This is a genomic window from uncultured Streptococcus sp. (assembly GCF_938036805.1).
In the GTDB taxonomy this organism is placed as follows: Bacteria; Bacillota; Bacilli; order Lactobacillales; family Streptococcaceae; genus Streptococcus.
Genome location: NZ_CALHWC010000009.1, coordinates 1 through 6460 on the forward strand (window position 1 = coordinate 1; position 6460 = coordinate 6460).

5 protein-coding genes are annotated in these 6460 nt (G+C 46.4%); 4 read left to right on the forward strand and 1 reads right to left on the reverse strand.

The features are described 5' to 3' along the window. Positions 1-2741, forward strand: a 2741-nt coding sequence (gene uvrA, locus Q0191_RS00395; protein ID WP_297662789.1) for an excinuclease ABC subunit UvrA, incomplete at its 5' end; no start/stop codon positions are given. Positions 2742-2849: 108 nt separating this feature from the next. Here uvrA and Q0191_RS00400 read toward each other — a convergent pair. Beyond that, positions 2850-3305: a universal stress protein gene (locus Q0191_RS00400; protein WP_015605782.1), complete on the reverse strand. Its 456-nt coding sequence runs from the start codon at positions 3303-3305 to the stop codon at positions 2850-2852. Positions 3306-3561: 256 nt separating this feature from the next. Between Q0191_RS00400 and Q0191_RS00405 the strand changes: the two genes are divergently transcribed. The 3 genes from Q0191_RS00405 to Q0191_RS00415 all read left to right on the forward strand — a co-directional run bounded on the left by Q0191_RS00405 (position 3562) and on the right by Q0191_RS00415 (position 6334). Next, complete coding sequence (locus Q0191_RS00405) at positions 3562-4776, forward strand: pyridoxal phosphate-dependent aminotransferase (protein ID WP_297662794.1); 1215 nt, start codon at positions 3562-3564, stop codon at positions 4774-4776. Between the two features lie 212 nt (positions 4777-4988). Then, positions 4989-5777, forward strand: coding sequence for a GTP-sensing pleiotropic transcriptional regulator CodY (gene codY, locus Q0191_RS00410; protein WP_005591692.1), 789 nt, complete (start codon positions 4989-4991; stop codon positions 5775-5777). After that, positions 5777-6334 carry a cysteine hydrolase family protein gene (locus tag Q0191_RS00415; protein ID WP_297662800.1) on the forward strand — a complete coding sequence of 186 codons (558 nt, stop codon included), beginning with the start codon at positions 5777-5779 and terminating at the stop codon, positions 6332-6334. Before codY ends, Q0191_RS00415 begins: the two co-directional genes overlap by 1 nt. Positions 6335-6460 lie beyond the last annotated feature (126 nt).

Consider the following 6460-nt stretch of genomic DNA (forward strand, 5'->3'; position numbering starts at 1 on the left):
TGGTGACCGGTCTGTCTGGTTCGGGCAAGTCCAGTCTGGCTTTTGACACCCTCTACGCTGAGGGTCAGCGCCGCTATGTGGAGAGTTTGTCGGCCTATGCTCGGCAGTTTTTGGGCAATATGGAAAAGCCGGATGTGGATTCAATCGATGGTCTCAGCCCGGCTATTTCCATCGATCAGAAGACAACCAGTAAAAATCCCCGCTCAACAGTGGGAACAGCTACCGAAATCAATGACTACTTGCGCCTGCTCTATGCTCGTGTCGGAACGCCCTACTGTGTCAATGGCCACGGGGCTATCAAGGCTTCGTCTGTTGAGCAGATTGTCGACAAGGTCTTGGAATTGCCAGAGCGTCAGCGGCTGCAGATTTTAGCGCCAGTCATTCGCAAGAAAAAGGGCCAGCATAAGACCGTTTTTGACAAGATTCAGAAAGATGGTTATGTCCGAGTGCGCGTGGATGGGGATGTCTACGATGTAACGGAAGTGCCAGAGCTATCCAAGAGTAAGCAGCATGATATTGAGGTCGTGGTGGACAGAATTGTTATCAAGGAAGGGGTGCGCAGCCGTCTTTTTGACTCGGTCGAAGCAGCTCTGCGGATTGCTGAGGGCTATGTAGTGATTGACACTATGGATGGTCAAGAGCTGCTCTTTTCTGAACACTATGCCTGTCCAGTTTGTGGCTTTACGGTGCCAGAGCTAGAGCCGCGACTCTTTTCTTTCAATGCGCCTTTTGGCTCCTGTCCGGACTGTGATGGTCTGGGGGTTAAGCTGGAGGTGGATCTAGATGTGGTTGTGCCAGAAGCTGGCAAGACCTTGCGCGAAGGAGCGCTAGCGCCTTGGAATCCCATCTCCTCCAACTATTATCCGCAGATGCTGGAGCAGGCGATGGCAGCCTTTGGCATTGATATGGACAAGCCTTTTGAGGATCTGACTGAGGAAGAAAAGCAGCTGATTTTCTTTGGCTCAGATGGGCGGGAGTTCCATTTCCACTATGAAAATGAATTTGGTGGCGTGCGCGATATTGACATTCCTTTTGAGGGAGTTGTCACTAATATCAATCGTCGCTACCATGAGACCAATAGTGATTTTACTCGGACGCAGATGCGGGCTTATATGAATGAGCTGACTTGCGTGGCTTGCCACGGATATCGACTCAGTCCTCAGGCCTTGTCGGTCAAGGTTGGCGGCGAAGATGGCCTGCATATCGGTGAGATTTCAGACTTGTCCGTTGCAGATCATTTGCTTCAGTTGGACAAGCTTAGCTTGACTGACAATGAAGCTACAATCGCGCGGCCGATTCTCAAGGAAATTCATGACCGCCTGACCTTCCTCAATAACGTTGGTCTCAATTATCTAACCTTGTCTCGCTCGGCTGGGACTTTATCAGGGGGTGAGAGCCAGCGGATTCGCTTGGCGACCCAGATCGGCTCGAACTTGAGTGGTGTCCTCTATATTCTAGACGAGCCTTCTATTGGCTTGCACCAGCGTGACAATGACCGCCTAATTGCCAGCCTCAAGAAGATGCGTGACTTGGGCAATACCCTCATCGTGGTTGAGCACGATGAGGACACCATGCGGGAGGCTGACTGGCTGATTGATGTGGGACCAGGAGCCGGTGTTTTTGGTGGAGAAATCGTCGCAGCTGGCACTCCTGAGCAAGTAGCTAGGAGCAAGAAATCTATCACAGGCCAATACCTGTCAGGTAAGCGCGAAATCCCAGTACCATTGGAACGCCGAGTAGGCAATGGCCGCTTTATCGAAGTGACTGGTGCTCAGGAAAATAACTTGCAGAATATCACGGCTAGATTCCCCTTGGGTAAATTCATCGCTGTGACAGGAGTTTCTGGGTCTGGTAAGTCAACGCTGGTCAATTCTATCCTTAAAAAGGCCATTGCTCAGAAACTCAACCGCAATTCTACTAAACCAGGTAAGTTCAAGAAAATCAGCGGCATTGAGCATGTGGACAGGTTAATTGATATTGACCAAAGTCCGATTGGTCGGACACCGCGCTCTAATCCGGCCACCTATACTGGAGTTTTTGACGACATTCGCGATCTGTTTGCCAAGACCAATGAAGCCAAGATTCGCGGCTACAAGAAGGGCCGTTTCAGCTTTAACGTCAAGGGTGGCCGTTGTGAGGCTTGCTCGGGTGATGGGATTATCAAGATTGAGATGCACTTCCTGCCTGACGTCTATGTGGCCTGCGAGGTCTGTCACGGCACCCGCTATAATAGCGAGACTTTGGAAGTCCACTACAAGGAAAAGAATATCGCTCAGGTTCTGGACATGACGGTCAATGATGCAGTGGAATTCTTCCAGCATATTCCCAAGATTGCCCGCAAACTCCAGACCATCAAGGATGTGGGACTAGGCTATGTGACTCTAGGGCAGCCAGCCACGACCTTGTCAGGTGGTGAAGCCCAGCGGATGAAGCTGGCTAGCGAGCTTCACAAGCGCTCGACTGGTAAGTCCTTCTATATCTTGGATGAGCCGACGACAGGGCTTCATACAGAGGACATTGCGCGTTTGCTCAAGGTTTTAGCTCGCTTCGTGGACGATGGCAATACAGTCCTCGTCATTGAGCACAATTTGGACGTTATCAAGACAGCTGATCATATCATCGACCTAGGACCAGAAGGCGGTGTCGGTGGTGGAACCATCATTGCCACGGGGACACCGGAAGAAGTCGCTGCTAATTCAGCCAGCTATACCGGCCAGTACTTGAAAGGCAAGCTGAAATAATATTGTTATCGTTTTAAAACACAAATCCCTCACGAGGCTAGCCTAATGAGGGATTTTAACTTGCATTTATGGGTGAAGCAGGGCATTAAAACTGCTTACCTGGTGGGTTTAGAATGTTTTTTCTTTGTCACGAACGACTAGTAAGTCCACTTTCGCGTGGCGGAGGATATATTCGGATGATGATCCGACTAGGAGGCGTTCAAAGGCGTTGAGACCAGTAGCCCCGACCATAATCAAGTCGACCTTGTGTTCGTCAGGGATGTCAGTCGCAAGGAGGGTTTTGGGATTGCCCAATTCAATGACGATATCAACGTATTTAATCCCTGCTTTTTGCGCCTTTTCCTTGTACTCTGTCATCAACTTTTGTGCTTCTTCTTGGAGGTCTTCGTAGACCTCAGCATCGAAGGTTGAAACGCTTTGAAGAGCCCGTGTATCAATTACATGAGCAATCGTCAGGCGAGAAGCATTTCTCAGCGCCACATTGACACCTTTCTCAAAAGCGAGTTCTGCTTCGCGAGAGCCGTCAACAGCGACCATGATATTTTCATATTTTTGTTGAGTCATAAAGCTACCTCCATCTTTTGTCGAATCTTAGATTCGAGTTCTTATGTCTTTACCTATATTGTAAACCTTTTCAGAAAAAAAGTAAAGCTGCAAATGAAATTCAGAAATCAAGTGAAATTATTGTGATGGATACGTGTATTTTCCTAAGTTATAAGATATATTTTAATTCAAACGAGCTTTCCCAAATTCTTCCTGATTGTCAATCTTTTTTTCTGGTGGTATAATAAAATCATTCAGATGAATTGAGGAAAATAGGATGAAAGAATTTAATAAGTCCAGCAAACTGGAGCATGTAGCCTATGATATTCGTGGACCGGTGTTGGATGAAGCGATGCGGATGCGGACCAACGGAGAAAAAATTCTCCGCCTGAACACGGGAAATCCAGCTGAATTTGGCTTTACCGCTCCAGACGAGGTCATTCATGATTTGATTATGAATGCGCGTGATAGTGAGGGTTACTCTGATTCTAAGGGGATTTTCTCAGCCCGTAAGGCCATTATGCAGTATTGCCAGCTCAGAAATTTCCCTAATGTTGATATCGATGACATTTATCTGGGAAATGGAGTCAGCGAGCTAATTGTCATGTCCATGCAGGGCTTACTTGATGACGGGGACGAGGTGCTGGTGCCGATGCCAGATTACCCGCTCTGGACGGCGGCAGTCAGTCTAGCTGGTGGGAATGCTGTTCACTATGTCTGTGATGAGCAGGCAGAATGGTATCCAGATATTGACGACATCAAGTCAAAAATTACCTCTAATACCAAGGCTATCATTATCATTAACCCTAACAACCCAACAGGAGCACTTTATCCTGACGACCTTTTGTTAGAGATTGTGGAAATTGCGCGCCAAAATAATCTCATTATCTTCGCGGACGAAATCTATGACCGCATGGTCATGGATGGGCATGTCCATACGCCAGTTGCTAGTCTGGCTCCTGACCTCTTCTGTGTCAGCATGAATGGTCTTTCCAAGTCCCACCGAATCGCTGGTTTCCGTGTCGGTTGGATGGTGCTATCTGGTCCTAAGAATCATGTTAAGGGTTATATCGAAGGACTAAATATGCTCTCCAATATGCGCTTGTGCTCCAACGTCTTGGCCCAGCAGGTTGTGCAAACATCGCTTGGAGGTCACCAGTCGGTGGACGAATTACTTCTGCCGGGTGGTCGGATTTATGAGCAAAGGAATTTCATCTATCAAGCTATTCAGGAGATTCCGGGTCTGTCAGCTGTGAAGCCTAAAGCTGGCCTTTACATCTTCCCGAAAATCGATCGGAACATGTACCGCATCGATGATGATGAGCAGTTTGTCTTGGATTTTCTCAAGCAGGAAAAAGTCCTCCTTGTCCATGGCCGAGGCTTTAACTGGCAAGAACCAGATCATTTCCGGATTGTCTATCTGCCACGGGTGGATGAGCTAGCTCAAATCCAAGAAAAAATGACGCGCTTCCTGCATCAATACCGCAGATAAGCATAAAATACAAGTCATAAACCGTTTAAAACAAATTCATCTTAGAATTGTTTTAAATGGTTTTTTTGATGAAGTGATTTTTTTCGCTATCATTAAATTCTGAATCTTTCAGAATTGTAGCGAATTTTTTTTCAATACACAATTTTCAGATAATTATTGAAAATTTCGGTCGATTATGATACAATCAAGGAGACTAAATACGAGGTAAATGTATGGCAAAACTATTAGAAAAAACAAGGAAGATTACTTCTATCTTGAAACGTTCAGAAGAGCAACTTCAGGAGGAACTTCCTTACAATGCGATCACTCGCCAGCTTGCTGATATTATTCATTGCAATGCCTGCATCATCAACAGCAAGGGCCGTCTTTTGGGTTATTTCATGCGCTACAAGACAAATAATGATCGTGTAGAAGCCTTTTTCCAAGACAAGACATTCCCCAAAGAATATGTCCAAGAAGCAAACATGGTGTATGAGACGGAGGCTAATCTGCCTGTAACTCACGATTTGACCATTTTTCCAGTGGAAACCAAGGATGAATTTCCAGATGGTTTGACTACTATCGCACCGATTCATGTTTCAGGAATTCGCTTGGGCTCGCTGATTATCTGGCGCAATGATAAAGAATTTTTGGATGACGATTTGATTTTGGTCGAGATTGCCAGCACAGTGGTCGGTATTCAGCTGCTTAACTTCCAGCGGGAAGAAGATGAGAAGAACATCCGCCGCCGGACAGCTGTGACTATGGCGGTCAATACTCTGTCTTACTCAGAGCTAAGAGCTGTTTCAGCTATTCTGGGAGAGCTCAATGGCAATGAAGGGCAACTGACGGCTTCTGTCATTGCCGACCGCATCGGGATTACCCGCTCAGTTATTGTCAATGCTTTGCGTAAGCTGGAAAGTGCGGGAATTATTGAAAGCCGCTCGCTGGGAATGAAAGGGACTTATCTGAAAGTCCTGATTCCAGATGTTTTTGAGGAAATTAAAAAGAGGGACTACTAATGGCTAAAGCACTGATTTCCATTGATTATACAGTTGATTTTGTTGCAGATGAGGGTAAGTTAACAGCAGGAGCGCCGGCTCAGGCGATTTCTGAAGCTATTGCTCAAGTGACCGAGGCGGCATTTGATCGAGGCGACTATATCTTCTTTACTATTGATGCCCATGATGAAAATGACGCCTTTCACCCAGAAAGCAAGCTTTTTCCGCCCCACAATATCAAGGGAACGAGCGGGCGCAATCTTTACGGGCCTTTGGCTGATTTTTATGAGAAGCATCAAGCAGACTCTCGGGTCTTTTGGATGGATAAGCGTCATTATTCTGCTTTTTCTGGCACGGATTTAGATATTCGATTGCGAGAAAGAAAGGTGGATACGGTCATTTTGACTGGAGTCTTGACGGATATTTGCGTCCTGCATACGGCGATCGATGCCTATAATCTAGGTTATCAGATCCAAGTGATAGAGCCGGCTGTGGCTTCTTTGTCAGAGGAAAATCACAAATTTGCCTTAAACCACTTGCAAAATGTCCTGGGTTCGACTATAATAAATACAATTTAAAAGTAAAAGAGAAGCAGAGTAGGCTTGCTAACTTGCACAGAGAGTGCTGATAGCTGAGAGCAGCACCAAGGAAGCAAAAACCGAAGAACATGTTTCGTAATCTTTTGTGTGATCAAGCACAAACGT

Bases quoted from the DNA above. Each gene is read 5' to 3' on its own strand.
- Q0191_RS00400 (WP_015605782.1), bottom strand. From the start codon at position 3,305: ATGACTCAACAAAAATATGAAAATATCATGGTCGCTGTTGACGGCTCT.
- Q0191_RS00415 (WP_297662800.1), top strand. From the start codon at position 5,777: ATGGCTAAAGCACTGATTTCCATTGATTATACAGTTGATTTTGTTGCA.
- codY (WP_005591692.1), top strand. From the start codon at position 4,989: ATGGCAAAACTATTAGAAAAAACAAGGAAGATTACTTCTATCTTGAAA.
- Q0191_RS00405 (WP_297662794.1), top strand. From the start codon at position 3,562: ATGAAAGAATTTAATAAGTCCAGCAAACTGGAGCATGTAGCCTATGAT.